Source organism: Azospirillum thiophilum, from assembly GCF_001305595.1.
Lineage (GTDB): Bacteria > Pseudomonadota > Alphaproteobacteria > Azospirillales > Azospirillaceae > Azospirillum > Azospirillum thiophilum.
In genome coordinates, this window is record NZ_CP012403.1 from 288,376 (window position 1) to 304,010 (window position 15,635).

The 15,635-nt window shown below is 70.9% G+C and carries 14 protein-coding genes; 8 read left to right on the forward strand and 6 right to left on the reverse strand.

Annotated features, from left to right (window positions below):
• Positions 1–58 precede the first annotated feature (58 nt).
• Positions 59–1,021, forward strand: coding sequence for an AraC family transcriptional regulator (locus tag AL072_RS20510; RefSeq protein ID WP_045584094.1), 963 nt, complete (start codon positions 59–61; stop codon positions 1,019–1,021).
• A 225-nt stretch (positions 1,022–1,246) separates the two neighbouring features.
• The gene (locus AL072_RS20515) at positions 1,247–1,846 is read left to right on the forward strand and encodes a GNAT family N-acetyltransferase (protein WP_045584095.1); all 600 of its coding nucleotides are present in this window, start codon (positions 1,247–1,249) and stop codon (positions 1,844–1,846) included.
• Between the two features lie 142 nt (positions 1,847–1,988).
• Here the strand turns inward: AL072_RS20515 and hisC are convergent, their stop codons facing one another.
• Together hisC and AL072_RS20525 are read right to left on the reverse strand one after the other, a co-directional pair.
• A complete protein-coding gene (gene hisC, locus AL072_RS20520; protein WP_045584096.1) occupies positions 1,989–3,092 on the reverse strand; it encodes a histidinol-phosphate transaminase in 1,104 nt (367 codons plus the stop codon).
• 91 nt (positions 3,093–3,183) lie between these two features.
• The gene (locus AL072_RS20525; protein ID WP_045584097.1) at positions 3,184–4,086 is read right to left on the reverse strand and encodes a chorismate mutase; all 903 of its coding nucleotides are present in this window, start codon (positions 4,084–4,086) and stop codon (positions 3,184–3,186) included.
• A gap of 198 nt (positions 4,087–4,284) precedes the next feature.
• Here AL072_RS20525 and metX point away from each other — a divergent pair, with 198 nt between their 5' ends.
• From metX to AL072_RS20540, 3 genes are all read left to right on the forward strand, one after another.
• On the forward strand, positions 4,285–5,514 hold the full coding sequence (metX, locus tag AL072_RS20530; protein ID WP_045584098.1) for a homoserine O-acetyltransferase MetX: 1,230 nt from the start codon (positions 4,285–4,287) through the stop codon (positions 5,512–5,514).
• Between the two features lie 18 nt (positions 5,515–5,532).
• Complete coding sequence (metW, locus tag AL072_RS20535) at positions 5,533–6,144, forward strand: methionine biosynthesis protein MetW (protein ID WP_045584099.1); 612 nt, start codon at positions 5,533–5,535, stop codon at positions 6,142–6,144.
• A gap of 84 nt (positions 6,145–6,228) precedes the next feature.
• On the forward strand, positions 6,229–6,870 hold the full coding sequence (locus tag AL072_RS20540; RefSeq protein ID WP_245636953.1) for a PRC-barrel domain containing protein: 642 nt from the start codon (positions 6,229–6,231) through the stop codon (positions 6,868–6,870).
• An 18-nt stretch (positions 6,871–6,888) separates the two neighbouring features.
• Here the strand turns inward: AL072_RS20540 and AL072_RS20545 are convergent, their stop codons facing one another.
• The 3 genes from AL072_RS20545 to AL072_RS20555 all read right to left on the reverse strand — a co-directional run bounded on the left by AL072_RS20545 (position 6,889) and on the right by AL072_RS20555 (position 11,303).
• A complete protein-coding gene (locus AL072_RS20545) occupies positions 6,889–8,331 on the reverse strand; it encodes an MFS transporter (protein WP_245636954.1) in 1,443 nt (480 codons plus the stop codon).
• Between the two features lie 84 nt (positions 8,332–8,415).
• Positions 8,416–8,814, reverse strand: coding sequence for a Cu(I)-responsive transcriptional regulator (gene cueR / locus AL072_RS20550; RefSeq protein WP_425388608.1), 399 nt, complete (start codon positions 8,812–8,814; stop codon positions 8,416–8,418).
• Positions 8,811–11,303, reverse strand: coding sequence for a heavy metal translocating P-type ATPase (locus tag AL072_RS20555; protein WP_045584101.1), 2,493 nt, complete (start codon positions 11,301–11,303; stop codon positions 8,811–8,813). Before AL072_RS20555 ends, cueR begins: the two co-directional genes overlap by 4 nt.
• A 169-nt stretch (positions 11,304–11,472) precedes the next feature.
• Between AL072_RS20555 and AL072_RS20560 the strand changes: the two genes are divergently transcribed.
• Both AL072_RS20560 and AL072_RS20565 read left to right on the forward strand, forming a co-directional pair.
• Positions 11,473–12,033, forward strand: a complete 561-nt coding sequence (locus tag AL072_RS20560) for a hypothetical protein (protein WP_045584102.1) — start codon at positions 11,473–11,475, stop codon at positions 12,031–12,033.
• A 74-nt stretch (positions 12,034–12,107) separates the two neighbouring features.
• Positions 12,108–12,752, forward strand: a complete 645-nt coding sequence (locus AL072_RS20565) for a trimeric intracellular cation channel family protein (protein ID WP_045584600.1) — start codon at positions 12,108–12,110, stop codon at positions 12,750–12,752.
• Between the two features lie 46 nt (positions 12,753–12,798).
• Here the strand turns inward: AL072_RS20565 and AL072_RS20570 are convergent, their stop codons facing one another.
• The gene (locus tag AL072_RS20570; protein ID WP_045584103.1) at positions 12,799–14,061 is read right to left on the reverse strand and encodes an ABC transporter substrate-binding protein; all 1,263 of its coding nucleotides are present in this window, start codon (positions 14,059–14,061) and stop codon (positions 12,799–12,801) included.
• A 125-nt stretch (positions 14,062–14,186) separates the two neighbouring features.
• Between AL072_RS20570 and AL072_RS20575 the strand changes: the two genes are divergently transcribed.
• Positions 14,187–15,614, forward strand: coding sequence for a tetratricopeptide repeat protein (locus AL072_RS20575; protein WP_045584104.1), 1,428 nt, complete (start codon positions 14,187–14,189; stop codon positions 15,612–15,614).
• Positions 15,615–15,635 lie beyond the last annotated feature (21 nt).

Here is a 15,635-nt window from a genome sequence, read left to right on the forward strand (position 1 = left end):
TGGAGCGCCCGGACGAACCATGTCATAACGTCCGTATCTTTTGATCTTTCGTCCGGATATGCCTGACCCGACCCGCCACCATTCCGGCACCGACCTCGTCAGCGAGCTTCTGCTCGGGATGCGGCTCACCGGCGTGCAATACCGCCGCATGCAGGTCGCCCCGCCCTTCGGCATCGGCTTCGGCACGGTGGAGGGGCGGGCGCAATTCCATTTCATCGCCCGTGGACCGGTCATTCTGCGGATTCCGGCCAGCGGCACCTTTATGCTGAGCACCGGCGATGCGGTGCTGTTGCCACGCGGCGGCACCCACGAACTGCTGTCGGCGCCGGAGCTGCCGGCCCGCGATGTCTCCAGCTTCGCGACGGCGCCTCTGTGCGGCAACGTCAGCGCGCTCGAATCCTGCCCGGCCGAAAGCTGCCGCACGAAGGACGCGGTCATCTTCACCGGTTGCATGGAGTTCGATCTCGGCGCCATGCAGCCGCTGGTCGGCCTGATGCCCGAGGTGATGCAGGTCGGCACCCTGCTCGACCGCTACCCCGAGATGCTGCCGATGCTGGAGGCGATGGAGCGCGAGGCGCGGGCCGAACGCGCCGGCTACGCCGGTATCCTGGCCCGGCTGGCCGACGTGGTGTCCGCCTCCATCGTGCGCGGCTGGGTGGAGTGCGGCTGCGGTGATGCGCGCGGCTGGATCGACGCGCTGCGCGACCCGCGGCTCGGCCGCGTCATCTCCGCGCTGCATCGGAACCCTGGCCGCAACTGGACCGTGGCGGAACTGGCCGCGGAGATGGGCGCCTCGCGTTCCGTTTTCGCAGAGCGCTTCCTGGCGGTGACCGGCGTGACCCCGGTCCGCTATGTGACGGAACTCCGCATGCGGCTGGCCGCCCAGTGGATCGGGCAGGAACGGTTGACGATCGAAGCCGCCGCGCATCGGCTCGGCTACGGCTCTCAAGCCGCCTTCAGCCGCGCCTTCAAGCGGATCATGGGCCACTCGCCCGGTGCATCGCGCGACGCGGCATCATAACACCGGCATGAGCGGGACCGGGTGGCGGACCGCCACGTCGTCGCGGGCAATCGAGGGCAACCTGACCGACCGTCACCGCGCGGACTCCGGCAACGCTCTCGCCGACCAACGCGAGATCGCTTTGCGAGGCGCCGGACGCCCGGCTTCGGGTCGAAAGCGGTCGCGTGGAAGCGTGGTAGAAAGCAAGGGCCGGCTCCCCGGCCTTCGCCGCGAAAGGGACATCCGATGCCCAGCCACCCCCTCATCCCCGACCTCTCCACCGACAGGCTGCTCCTGCGCGGCGTCACCGAGGCGGATGTCGAGGCCTACGAGCGGCACTTCATCGACTATGAGGTCGTCCGGCACCTGGCGGCCGCCGTCCCCTGGCCCTATCCGGCGGGCGGCGTCCGTGCGTTCATCCGCGATCAGGTGATTCCAACCCAGGGGCGGGACCGCTGGGTGTGGGGGCTGCATCGCAAGGACGCGGGCGGGCTGATCGGCGCCATCGACCTCTGGCGGGAGGGGCGGCCGGAGAATCGGGGTTTCTGGCTCGGGCGGGACTTCTGGGGGCGCGGCTACATGACCGAAGCCGTCATCCGCGTCACCGATTTCGCCTTCCAGGACCTGGGCTTCGACCAGCTGATCTTCACCAACGCCGTCGGCAACCGGCGCTCACACGACATCAAGGCGCGCACCGGCGCGACCCTGGTCGGCGTGGCCCCGGCCTCCTTCGTCGATCCCGCCTACGACGAGCACGAGATCTGGCGGCTGACCAGGGAGGACTGGGCGCACTGGCGCGGCCGGGCCGGGCAACATTCGTCCGGACAATCCGAAACTGAAGCGTAACGGCGAGGCGGAGGCCGGCGCGCGGCGCGCGCCGCCAAGGGGCATACTGCCCCTTCGCCATCCCCTGGCACGGGCGTTCCGCCCGCGCTACCCCCCTCACCCAACCCTCTCCCCGGGGGGAGAGGGCTTGCAGCCGGTCTTGTCAACCTGACGTCGTTGCCCTGAGGAAGCCGGTCAGCGCATCGACCACCGCGCGCATCTCGGCCTCGGTGCCGATGGTCACGCGCAGGCAGCTCGGCAGGCCGTAGGAGGGCATCTGCCGCACCAGGATGCCGCGCGCCTTCAGGAACAGGCGGGCGGCCTCGGCGTCGTCCTTGCCGGCCGGCTGGCCCTTGAAGTCGATCAGCACGAAGTTGGTCACGCTGGGATGCACGGTCAGGCCGAGACCCTGGACCGCCTCGCAGAACCAGCCGCGCCACTGCTCGTTGTGGCGGCGCGAGCGGTCGAGGAACTCGGCATCCTCCACTGCGGCGATCCCGGCGACATGGGCGGCGGTCGACACGTTGAAGGGGCCGCGCACCCGGTTCAGCACGTCGACGATCCCGGCCGGGCCGTAGCACCAGCCGATGCGCAGCGAGCCCAGCGCGAAGATCTTCGAGAAGGTGCGGGTCATCACCACGTTGGGGAAGCGCTCCACCAGCTCCTCGCCGGCGGTGTAGTCGTCCTTGTTCATGTACTCGGCATAGGCCGCGTCGATGACCAGCACGACGTCCGGCGGCAGGCCGGCATGCAGCCGCGCCACCTCCGACGCCGGCAGATAGGTGCCGGTCGGGTTGTTCGGGTTGGCGAGGAAGACCAGGCGGGTGCGCGGGGTGACGCGGGCCAGCAGCTGGTCGACGCTGGCGGTCAAGCCGTCCTCCGGCGCGGTCACCGGGGTGGCACCGACCGACTTGGCGCCGATCGGATACATCAGGAAGCCGTGCTGCGAATACAGCACCTCGTCGCCCGGCCCGGCATAGGAGCGGATCAGCAGGCTGATGATCTCGTCCGACCCGGCGCCGCAGACGATGCGGTCGGCGTCCAGGTTGAAGCGCTTGGCGATCGCCCCGCGCAGGGCGGCCGAGCCGCCGTCCGGATAGCGGTGCAGGGTCGAGGCCGCCGCCGCATAGGCCTCCATCGCCTTCGGGCTCGGCCCCAGCGCGCCCTCGTTCGACGCCAAGCGGATATGACCCTGATGCTCGCCGCCGACATAGGCGGCGATGTCGAGAATCCCCGGACGCGGCTGCGGGCCGTTCGGTTGGGTCATGGCTTGCGGACCTTCTGGAAAAGGTTGGGCTGGAAAGGTTGGGCTTGGATAAGGTGGGGCGGAACAAGGCGGGGCGGAACCGCCCGGCGCGTCAGCCCAGATGCAGCGGCACGGCATAGCCGCCGACGACGTTGACCCGCACCGGGATGTCGCCCGACCGCTCGGCCAGCGCGGCCAGACGGGGGTCGCCATGGTCGACGAAATCGGCGATCTCGACCAGATGGACCGACGGCCCGCCGCCGCTCATGCCGGTGGCGTGGCCGGCGGGATGCCAGGTGCAGAAATTGACCGGCGGCAGGCGGCAGGCCTCCAGCATGTCCTTCAACCGGCCGCGGCTGAGGTCGCCGCCGATCTCGATGCTGAGCAGCGAACGGTCGTCGCCCGTCGGCTCGTGCGGGACGGCGGCGATGGCCAGCGCGTCGCGATTCTCGCCGCGGGCGTTGCCGCGGCCGCAAAAGGGAAGCCGCGCCACCACCTGCGGCCGGCCGGGGTCGGCCGACACCAGGAAGCGCCACCAGGGATCCGAATCGTCGTCGGCCGGATAGGGCACCACGGCGACGGTCGCCGTCCCCTCCGACACGGCGCGGAGCGCGGCGGCCGGGGTGTTGACGGCGGTCATCGGCACGAAGCCGCCGAAATGGTCGCGGGCGATGTCCCAGAAACCGCGGCGGTCCTCCGGCGCATAGACGGCGACGGCGAAGGGCCCCTGCATGCGGGTGAAGGCGGTGATCATCTCGCGCCAGATGCGGACGACGACCTGGGCGGGGAAGGAGCCGGCATGGCGGGCCATCAGGCGACGCAGGATCGTCGCCTCCCGCGCCGGGCGCAGGTAGACCGCCTGCCCGCCGTTGCCGTTTCCGGCGGCGCCATTGCCCTTCGCCGCCCCGATGCGCTCCACCACGGCGGCGCGGCGCATCAGCAGGTCATGGATCGCGTCGTCGATCTGGTCGATCTCGCGGCGCAAATCGTCGAGCGGGGTCCGGGCGGGAGACATCGATCACGAAACCATCGGAAGCAGAGCCGGTAAGTAGTAGTCCGCATGCGCCGGGAAATCAAAGAAAACATTGACACTCCGGAGGCCGGCTTCGTAGCTATACGCTCCCGTTCCGCCCCAGCTCGCGCGGGGGTGCCCAGCCAGGGGCTCCGGCGGCTGGAGTCCGAAGGCCAGCAACGCCCGAAGGCAAGAATCGAGATGTCCGCGCACCCAACCGCGCAACAGCCCACTCCGCAGGCGGAGGGGCAGGTTCCGGATGACGCCGCCGACCGGGTCCAGCCCGGCCGGCGCGTGCGGCTGGCCGTCGACCGGCCGATGCGGCTGGACAGCGGGATCGAGATCGGCGGCTTCCAGATCGCCTACCAGACCTACGGCACGCTGAACGCCGACCGCTCGAACGCCATCATGGTCTGCCACGCCCTGACCGGCGACCATTTCGTGGCCGAGACCCATCCCGTCACCGGCAAGCCCGGCTGGTGGGAGATGCTGGTCGGCCCCGGCAAGCCGGTCGACACCGACCGCTATTTCGTCATCTGCTCCAACGTGCTGGGCGGCTGCCTGGGCAGCAGCGGGCCGAAGGACACCGACCCGGCGACCGGCCTGCCCTATGGCCTGTCCTTCCCGGTGGTCACCATCGGCGACATGGTGCGGGCGCAGAAGCTGCTGGTCGAGCATCTCGGCATCGACAAGCTGTTCTGCGTCATCGGCGGCTCGATGGGCGGCATGCAGGTGCTGCAATGGGCGGTGGCATACCCCGAATCGGTGTTCGCCGCGGTGCCGATCGCCACCGCCGCCCGCCATTCGGCGCAGAACATCGCCTTTCACGAGGTCGGGCGCCAGGCGATCATGGCCGACCCGGAATGGCGCGGCGGCAGCTATCTGCTGGAGGGTACCCGGCCGGAAGCCGGGCTGGCGGTGGCGCGCATGGCCGCGCACATCACCTACCTGTCCGAGGCGGCGCTGCACCGCAAGTTCGGCCGCAACCTGCAGGACCGCAAGGCGATCACCTACGGCTTCGACGCCGACTTCCAGGTCGAGAGCTACCTGCGCTACCAGGGCGCCGCCTTCGTCGAGCGGTTCGACGCCAACTCCTACCTCTACATCACCCGGGCGATGGATTATTTCGACCTCGCCGCCGATGCGGGCGGGTCGCTGGCCAACGCCTTCCGGCCGGGGGGGAAGACGACGCCGGTGCGCTTCTGCCTCGCCAGCTTCTCCAGCGACTGGCTGTTCCCGACCTCCGAATCGCGGGCCATCGTGCATGCGCTGAACGCGGTCGCCGCCAATGTCAGCTTCGTGGAGATCGGGACCGACAAGGGCCACGACGCCTTCCTGCTGGACGAGCCGGAGTTCCATCAGGTGATCCATGGCTTCCTGGAGGGCTGCGCCGAGCATCGCGGCCTGTCCGTCCGCCGCCGCGCACGCTGACCGGGACCAAGGCCGACCATGCTGGACATTCGCGACGACCTGAAGCTGATCGCCGAGATGGTGGAGCCGAACAGCCGCGTGCTGGACGTCGGCTGCGGCGACGGCGCCCTGCTGGACCATCTGGCCCACACCAAGAACGTCGACGCGCGCGGCATCGAGCTCAGCATGGACGGCGTGCGGCAATGCGTGGCGCACGGCCTGTCGGTGATCCAGGGCGATGCCGAGACCGACCTGAAGGATTATCCGGCCGAGGCCTTCGACTATGTCATCCTGGGCCAGACGCTGCAGGCGATGCGGCAGCCGCGCGACGTGCTGGAGATGATGTGCCGCATCGGCCGCCGCGCCATCGTCTCGGTGCCCAATTTCGGCTACTGGCGGGTCCGCATGCAGCTGATGCTGACCGGCCGCATGCCGGTGACCGAGAAGCTGGGCTACCAGTGGTGGGAGACGCCCAACATCCATTTCTGCACGCTGCGCGACTTCGTCGTGCTGACCGAGGAGATGGGCATCACCATCGAGCAGACCCGGATCATCGACCGCGCCGGCCGGGTGACCAGCCGCGCCCATTCCGGCTTCGCCAACCTGCTGGGCGAACAGGGCGTCTTCCTGCTGCGGCGCAACGGGGCCTGAGGGAATAGAGGCCGCGTCGGCAACCTGCGGGCGGTTGGACTGTTGACAGGGCGATACCGAATCCGAACGGAAGGGTCGCCCGCCATGCTCCGCCCCATTCTTCGCCCGATGCTCCGCCCCCTGCTGACCGCCCTGCCGGCCGCGGCACTGCTGCTGTCCGGTGCCGCCATGGCCCAAACCCCCGCGCCGGCGCCCGAGGCGGCGGCACCGGGGGCCGCCCCGCCGCTGATGACGGCACCCCGCCCGGACGACCAATCGACCACCGACCCCGTCGTCTCGCCGCCGAGCATCAGCGGGGAGGCGCCGTCGCGCGAGGGGCAGCAGGGCACCGCTCCCACTGGCGCCGCTGCCGCCGGTTCCCCGCCGGCCGGGTCGCCGCCGGTCGCCGCCCTGCCGCCGGCCGCCCTCAACCCGGATCAGGCGCGGGCGATGGTGGGGACGGAGCTGCGCACCCGCGACGGCCAGCCGGGCGGCCGCATCCTCGACTTCACGCTGGCCGAACCCGCTGACCAGGGGGCGGATCCGGCGGGCGACCGGCTGAACCGGATCGTGGTGGCGCCGAACGATGTGCTCGGGCTGGGCGAGAAACTGGTGGTGGTGCCGCTCGGCGCGCTGACCAACGGGCCGGACGGGCCGGCGCTGGACATGGATCAGGCCGACCTCGCCCATGCGCCGACCTTCGCCTATGGCAGCGAGCGGACCCTGACCCGCCCGGACCGGCAGTAACAGACCGGCAATAGGGGCTCAGGCCGCCGCGGCGCGGCGGCGGAAGAGGCCGGTCAGGCAGCCGAGCACGCACAGCCCGGTCCCCAGCCACATCACCGCCACCGTGCCGTCCGCCTTGCCCATGGCGGTGAAGACCAGCCCGACCGCCGCGGCGCCCAGCGTCTGGCCCAGCAGCCGGCCGGTCGCCTGGATGCCGCTGGCGCCGCCGCTGCGCTCCTTCGGCGCGCTGCTGACCAGCACCTTGTTGTTCGGTGTCTGGAACAGGCCGAAGCCGAAGCCGGCCAGCGCCATCCGCCACGCCACGTCCAGCGTCGACGGATCGGCCGGCAGCAGCGCCATCAGGGCGAGGCCGGCGGCGAACAGCGCCAGCCCGGCCGCCGCCATCCGCGTCGGCTCGTAACGGTCGGCCAGCCGGCCGGAGATCGGGGCGATCAGCGCCACCATCAGCGGCCAGGGGGTCATCAGCAGCCCCGATTCGGCAAGCGAGCGGTGCAGCACATCCTCGAAATAGAAGGGCAGCGCCACGAAGGCGGCGTTCTGCGCCGCGAAGGAGCAGACCGAGGTCACCACCGTCAGGGCGAAGACCGGACGGCGCAGCAGGTCGACCGGCAGCAGCGGCGCCGCCTGCGCCAGCTCGCGCCGCACCAGCATCACGCCCAGCGCAAGCGCGCCCCCCAGCCCGGCGGCGACCAGCCAGGCCGGCTGACTGCCGTCCACCCCCTTGAAACCGACGATCAGCAGGCCGAGCATGCCGGCGTTCAATGCGGCGCTCAGCCAGTCGAAGCGGTGCCCGGCGGGGGTGGAGGCCGGCATCGCCCGCGCCGCCACCACCAGCGCCGCCAGCCCGAGCGGGACATTGACCGCGAACAGCCAGGGCCAGGAGGCGACGGACAGGATCAGCGCCGCCAGGGTCGGCCCGGCCGCCGAGGACACCGCGACGATCATCGCGTTGTAGCCGACGCCGCGCCCCAGATGGGTGGAGGGGTAGATGTGGCGGACCAGCGCCAGATTGACGCTCATGATCCCGGCGCCGCCGATGCCCTGGAGCACGCGGGCGACGGTCAGCGTCGCCAGGTTGGGCGACAGGGCGCAGGCGAGCGAGGCCGCCGTGAAGATCGCCAGCCCGAACCAGTAGACCTTGCGGTAGCCGACGATGTCGCCCAGCGAGGCCAGCGGGAACAGCGAGACGGTGACCGCCAGCTGATAGGCGTTGACCACCCAGATCGCACCGGCGGCATCGACCGCGAATTCACGCTGGATGGTCGGCAGGGCGATGTTGGCGACGACGCCGTCCAGAACCGCCATGATCAGCGCGACGGTCATCGCCGCCATCGCCCAGTAGCGTTGCGGAACGGGCAATCCGTCGGCGGCGGAAACGTCCCTGGCGGGGCCGGTGGCGGGATTGGCGGCGGGACCGGCGGCGGGCTGGGAGCCGAGAGTCGGAGTGGGAAGGTCGGGCATGGACCCGAGCATAGAGGCAGCCAAGCGTTGCGCGGGCGCAGCAATTTCGCATGAAAGCGTTGCGGCGGGAGGGCATGCCCTCCTTTAAGACGCCAGATCCTTCAGGATCGGGCATTCCGGACGCTCGTCGCCGTGGCAGGCGTCGGCCAGCTCGTGCAGCGTGTCGCGCATCGCCTGCAACTCGGCGATCTTCGCGTCCAGCTCGTCGATGTGCTGCTGGGCGATCCGCTTGACCTCCTTGCTGCAACGGGAGCGGTCCTGCCACAGCCCGACCAGCTTCTGGATGCGCTCGATCCCGAACCCCAGCGTCCGCGCCCGCTTGACGAAGCGCAGCACATTCACGTCCGCCGCACCGTATAGGCGATAGCCGGACGCCGTCCGCCCGGCCTCCGGGATCAGGCCGATCGATTCATAGTAGCGGATCAGCTTGGCGTTCACGCCCGACGCCTTCGCGGCGTCGCCGATGGTCATCGCGTCCTTCATCGCGCGTCCTCCCGCCCCTCCTCCCGCTTGGCCTGCGGCGGCGCCCAGCCGCGCAGGGTCAGGGCGTTCACCACGACGCTGACCGAGCTGAGCGCCATCGCCGCCCCGGCCAACACTGGGCTGAGATTGCCGGACGCCGCCAGCGGAATGCCGACCACATTGTAGGCGAAGGCCCAGAACAGCCCCTGCCGGATCTTGGAGTATGTGCGCCGCGACACGTCGATGGCGCCGGCCACCAGACGCGGGTCGCCGCGCATCAGGGTGACACCGGCACTGTGCATCGCCACGTCGGTTCCGGTCGCCATGGCGATGCCGACATCGGCCGCGGCCAGCGCCGGGGCGTCGTTGACGCCGTCGCCGACCATGCCGACCACCTTCCCCTCCGCCTTGAGCGTCGCGATCACCCCGGCCTTGTCGCCCGGCAGCACCTCCGCGAACACCCGCCCGATGCCCAGTGCCGCGGCGACCGAGCGGGCGGCGCCCCAGCCGTCGCCGGTCACCATCACCGGCTCGACCCCCTGCGCCTTCAGCGATGCGACCGCGGCGACCGCGCTGTCCTTCACCGTGTCGCCGAAGGCGACGAGGCCGAGCAGGCGCGGGGCGGCGCCAAGCTCCATCAGCCAGGACAGGGTCCGGCCGCTCGCCGCCAGCTCCTCCGCGCGGGCGGCCAGCGCTCCTTGCGACAGACCGGCCTCCTCCACCGCGCGGGCGTTGCCGAGCTGCAGGCGGCGGCCCGCCACCGTCCCGGCGACGCCGCGCCCGGCCAGCGCGCGGAACTCCGTCACCGGCTCAGGCACGATTCCGGCCTGCCCGGCCCGGTCGCGCAGCGCCTGGGCCAGCGGATGCTCGCTGCCGGACTGGAGCGCCGCGGCGAGGCGCAGCAGCGACGCGTCGTCGACACCCTCGGCGGGGATCAGGTCGGTGACGCGCGGCTTGCCCTCGGTCAGGGTGCCGGTCTTGTCGAAGGCGACGGCGGTCAGGGCGTGGGCGCGCTCCAGCGCTTCGGCGTCCTTGATCAGGATGCCGTGGCGGGCGGCGGCGCCGGTGCCGACCATGATCGCGGTCGGCGTCGCCAGACCCAGCGCGCAGGGGCAGGCGATCACCAGCACCGACACCGCGGTGACGATGGCCGTCTCCAGGTCGCCGCCGACGATCCACCAGCCGGCCAGCGTCAGCGCCGCGACCGCCAGCACCGCCGGCACGAACACCGCGCTGACCCGGTCGACCAGCCGCTGGATCGGCGCCTTCGACGCCTGGGCGCCCTCCACCATGCGGACGATCTGCGCCAGCATGGTCTCGGTGCCGACCGCCGTGGTCTCCACCACCAGCAGGCCGTCGCCGTTGATCGACCCGCCGGTGACGCGGGCGCCCGGCTCCTTGTCGACCGGCAGGCTCTCGCCGGTCAGCATCGACTCATCGACGCCGCCGGCCCCCTCGCGCACCCGGCCGTCGACCGGCATCCGCTCGCCCGGGCGGACGACCACGAGGTCGCCGACGCGCACACGCTCCACCGGCACTTCGGTCTCGACGCCGTCGCGGCGCAGCCGGGCGATGGCCGGGCGCAGATCCATCAGCGCGCGGATCGCCGCCGCGGTCTGGCCCTTGGCCCGCGCCTCCAGCCATTTGCCGAACAGGACGAAGGTGATCAGCACCGCGGAGGCTTCGAAATACAGATGCGGCTCATGTCCGGGATGCGCGGTCAGCATCAGGTAGAGGCTGAGCCCCCAGGCGGCGGAGGTGCCGAGCGCGACCAGCAGATCCATGTTGCCGGCGCCGGCCCGCAACGCGTTCCAGCCGGCCCGGTAGAAGCGGGCGCCGAGCCAGAACTGCACGACGCTGGCCAGCACCAGCTGCACCCAGCCCGGCAGCATCCAGTCGGCCCCGAACAGGTCGCCGGCCATGCCCGCCAGCAGCGGCAGCGACAGGGCGGCGGCGATCAGCACATGCTGCAGGTCGCGGCGGCCGCGGTCGGCCCGCGCCTGCTCCTCGGCAGTCTCACCGCCCTCGCGGAGGGGGGAGGCGCCGTAGCCGGCCTTCTCCACCGCCGCGATCAGGCCGGCGCCGTCGACGCTGCCGGCGAAGGCGACGATGTGGGCGCGTTCGGTCGCCAGGTTGACCGCCACCGTTTCCACGCCGGGCAGCCGGCCCAGCGCCTTCTCGACCCGGCCGGCGCAGGAGGCGCAGGTCATGCCGGTGACCGACAGGTCGAACTCCTGCCGGTCGGCATGGAAGCCGGCGGCCTCCACCGCCTCGGCCGCCGCCCTGACCGCCGCCTTGATGTCGGGTTGGCCGGCGAAGGTCAGCCGTGCCCGCTCGGTCGCCAGATTGACCGAGACGGCGGTGACGCCCGGCACCCGGCCCAGCGCCTTCTCCACCCGGCGGACGCAGGAGGCGCAGGTCATGCCCGACACGCCGAGGTCGAGATCGGTCGGCGGTGCCGCCGCCGCGGGCGCAGGTGCGGGCGCGTCGCTGTGCTGGGTCGTGGTCATGCCGGCTCTCCTTCGACTGGTCTCGGCATGGAGTGATATGGGGCTTCCAACGATTGGAAGGTCAAGGGGCCGATCGACGCAGATGTGCCGCCTCATGAACAAAAGACCGGACGGGGCGTTCGTGTCCTGACCGCAAGCCACCTGCCACCAGCGAGAAGGGACCAGCCCCGTGACCCGCCTGACCATCGCCGAGGCTCAGAGCCGCGTCTCGCACCTGCTGACCCATGACATCGTCGAGGATCTGCGCGCCGTGGAGTATGAGACGCCGCCGCTGGCCGACGCTCCCTCCACCACGCCGCTGGCCGAGCTGCGGCGCGCGGACGTCTGTTTCAGCCATGCCCCCGGCTCGCCCGACTGCCTCTATCGCATCGGCGCCTTCGGCGATTCCCTGCTGATGCGGTTGCAGCTGAATGTCCGGCGCTTCGTCGCGATCTATCAGGTGCCGGTCACGGATCCGATCGACAGCAACACCATCGCCCCGCATTTCGAACGCTGGGCCATCGGCGCCGGCCATGCCGGCTGGGCCATCGGCTGGCGCGACGGCGTCGATCCCTGGAAACCGGAGCTGCGGGTGGTGGAGACCTATTGCTACGCCATGCTGCCGGAAGAGTTCCTGGACGAGCCGCTGACCCAGCTCTATTGGCGCACCGACCTGTTGCAGATGACCCGTGCCTTCATGCTGGAGGCGCGGCGGATGGGCATCCGGTTGTCGGCTCCCGACACGATGTAGCGGAGGTTTCGCTTGGCCGGAGCGGGCGGGGTGTGCTCAATCGGCAGGCAGCCGAACAGCCCAGCGAGACCGCGATGCCACCGCTTCCCATCCCGATGCCGACCGACCTCTCCACCCTGCTGATGGCGATGGATCTGGTCGGCGTGTTCGTCTTCGGCCTCAGCGGCGGCACGCTGGCGGTGCGCAAGAAGCTGGATCTGGTCGGGGTGATGGTGCTGTCGCTGGCCGCGGCGCTGGCCGGCGGCGTGGTCCGCGACCTGCTGATCGGCGCGCTGCCGCCGGCCAGCCTGGGCGACGACCGCTATCTGCTGGCCGCGCTGGCCGCCGGGCTTGCCGCCTTCCTGTTCCACCGGCCGATCAACCGGCTGGGCAAGCCGGTGATGGTGCTGGACGCCGCCGGGCTGGGGCTGTTCACCGTGGCCGGTTGCAGCAAGGCGCTGGCCTACGGCCTCTCGCCGCTGCCGGCGGCCCTGCTCGGCGTGATGACCGCCTGCGGCGGCGGCGCGGTGCGCGACCTGCTGGTCGCCGAGGTGCCGCGGGTGCTGCGCGAGGAAATCTACGCGATGGCGGCGCTGCTGGGCGCCGTGGTGGTGATCGCCGGCCAGCGCCTGGAGCTGCCGCCGGTGCCGGTCGCGGTGGTCGGCGTGCTGGCGGTCTTCACGCTCCGCGTGGTGAGCGTGCTGCGCGGCTGGAGCGCGCCCAGGGCGCCGGGGAGTTGAGAAGCGCCCTCTCCCGCCTCGGGAGGGGGCGCTCCGGTGACTATCCTTACGCCCGCTTGCCCCAGCCCGGCATCGGGAAGACCGGGTCGGCTTCCGCCGAGCCCTTGGGCAGCACCACGGTCGGGCGCAGCTTGTGGTTCTGGATGCAGGCGGACACCAGGCTGGTGTTCTGGCCCTTGTCATCGAAGGTGATCGCCGGGCCGACCATCAGCTTGTCCGACAGGTTGGTCTGGCGCAGCGCCGCCAGCATGGCGGAGGATTCGGCGGTGCCGGCCCGCTTGAAGGCGTCGGCGGCGATCAGGATCGCCTCGAAGGTGAAGGCGACGTTGAAGGCGTAGCCCTCGAAACGGTCGTTCGGATACTGCTTCCTGAACGCCGCCTCGACCCGCTTGGTCATCGCCGCCTTGGGATCGTACCAGGGCAGGTTGGTGATGGCGAAGTCGGCGTATTTGCCGAGCACCTTGTAGAACTGCTCGTCATACAGGCCGGGCGAACCGGGGGAGACGATGCCCTTGGGCTCCCAGCGCTGCTTGACCATCTCGCGCACCATCATGATGGCGTCGTTGGCGCGGGTGGTGACGATGGCAAGCTCGGCGCCGGTGGCCTTGGCCTTCGCCACCTCCACCGCCAGATCCTGCGCCTTGGGATCGTAGGAGATCGATTCCAGGATCTGGAACGGCATGTCGAGCTTGGGGAACAGCGCGTCGATCGCCGCCTTGTTCGCCATGCCGAAGGTGTCGTTGGCGTGCAGGAACACCGCCGTCTTCGGCGTGGTGCCGGTGACGGCGAACAAATCCTTCATCAAGGACATCCCGTTCGACACCAGCATGGTCGAGGTCGGGAAGTTGCGGAAGACGGTCTTGAAGCCCTGCTCGGTCAGCTTGTCGGCGGCGGCGATGTTCATCACCAGCGGCACGCCGCGCTGCTCGCAGACCTGGGCGGCGGCGGCGGTCTGGCCGCTGTCGAAGGCGCCGACGATGACATGGGCGCCGTCGTTGATCAGCTTCTCCGTGCGCGAGCGGGCGACGTCGGCGTTCGATTCGGTGTCGGCCGACATCACCTCGACCTTGTAGCCGAGCTCGGACAGCACGGCCGGCGCGATCTCCGCGCCGCGCTGGCAGGCCTGGCCGGCCTGGGCCAGCAGGCCGGAGCGCGGCAGCAGCACGCCGACCTTCAGCGTCGTGTCCTGGGCGAACACCGGGGCGCGGCCGAAGCCGGCCAGCACCCCGCCGGCGACCGCCGCCTGGCCGAGCGCGCGGCGGGAAAGGGCGAATCCTCCGGTGGAACGGTTCTTATGATCGTTGGTCATGATGGAACTGGAGCCTTTTGCTGGACGCAAAACCAATCGGGTCGGCGGAAGAGTCCACCGGCGGCCCCCTCTGTGTCAAAGTGGAATCGTCGCAAGCCTTACAGAACGCAACGGATTTCCCAGTCATGCCCAGCAGCGTCCAGACCGTCACGCTCGACGAGGCGCTCGCCATCGCGCTCGACCATCTCAAGGCCGGCCGGCTGGAGGAGGGCGAGGCGCTGTATAGCCGCATCCTGGACGCCGACCCCGGCAACGCCGAGGCGCTGCACCGGCTGGGCTTCATCGCCGCCCGCAACGGCGATGCCGGCCGCGCGCTCGACCTCCTGACCCGCTCGGTGGAGAGGGTGCCGGACGCCGACGCCCTGTTCAACCTGGGCACCCTGCACCACCGCGCCCTGCGCACCGAGGAGGCCGTCGCCACCTACCGCCGCGCCGTCGCGGAGCGTCCCGACTTCCCCGACGCCGAATATCACCTGAGCGAGGCGCTGCAGGGCGCCGGCCGGCTGGACGAGGCGCTGGAGGTGCTGGGCGTGCTGCTGGGCCGCCACCCCCATTTCCCGGCCGGCTGGCGCCAGCGCGGCGACATCGAGGCGGAGCTGGGCCGACCCGGCGCCGCGGTCCATCACTATGAGATGGCACTGGCGCTCAATCCCGGCGACGCCCTGTCCCAGGCCCGGCTGGCGGAGCAGGATGCCGCCTACCGGGCGCGGCGCGCGGCGATGGACGCGCGGCTGGCGGACGGCCGCCACGACCTGCGCGACACCACCGTCATGATCCCCTTCCGCGCCGACAGCGAGGACCGCAAGCGCAACCTGCGCTGGATCGTCGCCTTCCTGCTGAAGCATGCCGACACCACCATCCTGATCGGCGAGGACAAGGACGGGCCGAGCGACGTTCCCGACGCCCTCGGTCCCGGGCTGGCATCCCGCTGCCGCCACCTGCATCTGCGCGGCAACGACACGCCCTTCACCCACAAGGCCCACCTGATCAACCGGATGGCCGAGGCGGCGGAGACGCCGATCGTCGCCCTGCACGACACCGACATCGTGGTCGACCCGGTGCAGTATGTGCTGGCGCGCGACGCGGCGCGGCGCGGCGACGGGATGGTCTTCCCCTACAACGGGCTGTTCTTCTGGATCATGGGGCGCGAAGTCCTGCGTTTCGGCCACACCCTGTCGGCGGCGCCGCTGGCCGGCGTCGCCCTGCGCTTCCCGCTGATGCACCGCAACTCGCCCGGCGGCGGCGCCTTCTTCGACCGCGACCTGCTGCTGGCCAGCGGCGGCTACAACGAGGCCTTCCTGTCCTGGGGCTATGAGGACGACGAGATCGCCGAGCGCTTCCGCGGGCTTGGGCTGCGGGTGGACCGGGTGCCGGGGCCGCTCTATCACCTGGAGCATGCGAGGCCGGAGAACTCGTCCGACCAGAATCCCTTCTTCGAGGCCAACCGGCTGGAGCTGGAGCGCATCCGCAACGCCGGTCCGGACCGGCTGCGCGCCGACATCGCCGCCGGACGGCTGAAGCGCCCGCTGCTGTCGTCACGCGATCTGCCGTGACCGGCGGCACGATCTGCCGTA

Excerpts from the sequence above, each read along its gene's own strand:
- AL072_RS20510 (WP_045584094.1), top strand. The coding sequence starts at position 59 with ATGCCTGACCCGACCCGCCACCATTCCGGCACCGACCTCGTCAGCGAG.
- AL072_RS20515 (WP_045584095.1), top strand. The coding sequence starts at position 1,247 with ATGCCCAGCCACCCCCTCATCCCCGACCTCTCCACCGACAGGCTGCTC.
- hisC (WP_045584096.1), bottom strand. The coding sequence starts at position 3,092 with ATGACCCAACCGAACGGCCCGCAGCCGCGTCCGGGGATTCTCGACATC.
- AL072_RS20525 (WP_045584097.1), bottom strand. The coding sequence starts at position 4,086 with ATGTCTCCCGCCCGGACCCCGCTCGACGATTTGCGCCGCGAGATCGAC.
- metX (WP_045584098.1), top strand. The coding sequence starts at position 4,285 with ATGTCCGCGCACCCAACCGCGCAACAGCCCACTCCGCAGGCGGAGGGG.
- metW (WP_045584099.1), top strand. The coding sequence starts at position 5,533 with ATGCTGGACATTCGCGACGACCTGAAGCTGATCGCCGAGATGGTGGAG.
- AL072_RS20540 (WP_245636953.1), top strand. The coding sequence starts at position 6,229 with ATGCTCCGCCCCATTCTTCGCCCGATGCTCCGCCCCCTGCTGACCGCC.
- AL072_RS20545 (WP_245636954.1), bottom strand. The coding sequence starts at position 8,331 with ATGCCCGACCTTCCCACTCCGACTCTCGGCTCCCAGCCCGCCGCCGGT.
- cueR (WP_425388608.1), bottom strand. The coding sequence starts at position 8,814 with ATGAAGGACGCGATGACCATCGGCGACGCCGCGAAGGCGTCGGGCGTG.
- AL072_RS20555 (WP_045584101.1), bottom strand. The coding sequence starts at position 11,303 with ATGACCACGACCCAGCACAGCGACGCGCCCGCACCTGCGCCCGCGGCG.
- AL072_RS20565 (WP_045584600.1), top strand. The coding sequence starts at position 12,108 with ATGCCACCGCTTCCCATCCCGATGCCGACCGACCTCTCCACCCTGCTG.
- AL072_RS20570 (WP_045584103.1), bottom strand. The coding sequence starts at position 14,061 with ATGACCAACGATCATAAGAACCGTTCCACCGGAGGATTCGCCCTTTCC.
- AL072_RS20575 (WP_045584104.1), top strand. The coding sequence starts at position 14,187 with ATGCCCAGCAGCGTCCAGACCGTCACGCTCGACGAGGCGCTCGCCATC.